This is a genomic window from Candidatus Competibacter denitrificans Run_A_D11, from assembly GCF_001051235.1.
Classification (GTDB): domain Bacteria; phylum Pseudomonadota; class Gammaproteobacteria; order Competibacterales; family Competibacteraceae; genus Competibacter_A; species Competibacter_A denitrificans.
Genome location: NZ_CBTJ020000075.1, coordinates 1 through 703, shown reverse-complemented (window position 1 = coordinate 703; position 703 = coordinate 1). Strand labels below are relative to the sequence as shown.

Genomic DNA, 703 nt, shown 5'->3' with positions numbered 1-703 from the left:
GCGTGATCATCGCGTGGGCCCCGACCGTGGTCGCCGCCCCTAACAAGGTGTGGCAAAATCGATAGATCATCCGGCGATCCCCGCCCTGGCAGGCTTGCGCCAAACGCTCAAGAAGGGGCGGTGAGGAGGTTAAAAAGGCCTCTACCAGTTCAGGGGCCTGTCCATTGCCCTGGTAGGCTTCAAGAGCGGCTAAATCTAAGACGGACAACGCTTCTTTCATCGGTCGCGGACCCCCCATTGGCGAAAAATGTCGCGCATCAAGGCCGGGCTGATGGGTTTGACAAAGCATGCATTCATGCCCACCGTGCGCCATTGCGCCGATTGCTGCTCATTGGCGGTTCCCGTAAGGCCGATGATCGGCACGCGCCGGTTCGGGTTGGCTTGCCAAGCCCGCAGGCGTTGGGTCGTCTCCAAACCGCTCATACCCGGCATCATGAGATCCATCACGATTAAATCAAAGCGATGCCATTGGCACGCCGCCAGCGCTGCCGGACCGCTTTCCGCGAGGACCACCTCCGCTTGTAGCCCGATGAGCACAGACTTGACTAAAACCCGATTGGGTAAATTATCGTCGACGACCAGCACCCGGATCGGGTCAGCGCTGCGGCGATGAGGGTAGAAAGCGCTTCGGTGGAGGTCCTCGTCACGACCCCATTCTTCTGGCACCTCTATCGGGTCTCGCCATTCCGATGGAGAAACGTCA

2 protein-coding genes are annotated in these 703 nt (G+C 59.6%); both read right to left on the bottom strand.

Annotation, left to right across the window (positions count from 1 at the left end):
• The coding region (locus tag BN873_RS14025; protein ID WP_048674871.1) for an Hpt domain-containing protein at positions 1 to 220 on the bottom strand (220 nt) is incomplete at its 3' end.
• Positions 217 to 703, bottom strand: a 487-nt coding sequence (locus tag BN873_RS14020; protein WP_139031732.1) for a response regulator, incomplete at its 5' end; no start/stop codon positions are given. The genes BN873_RS14020 and BN873_RS14025, both read right to left, overlap by 4 nt.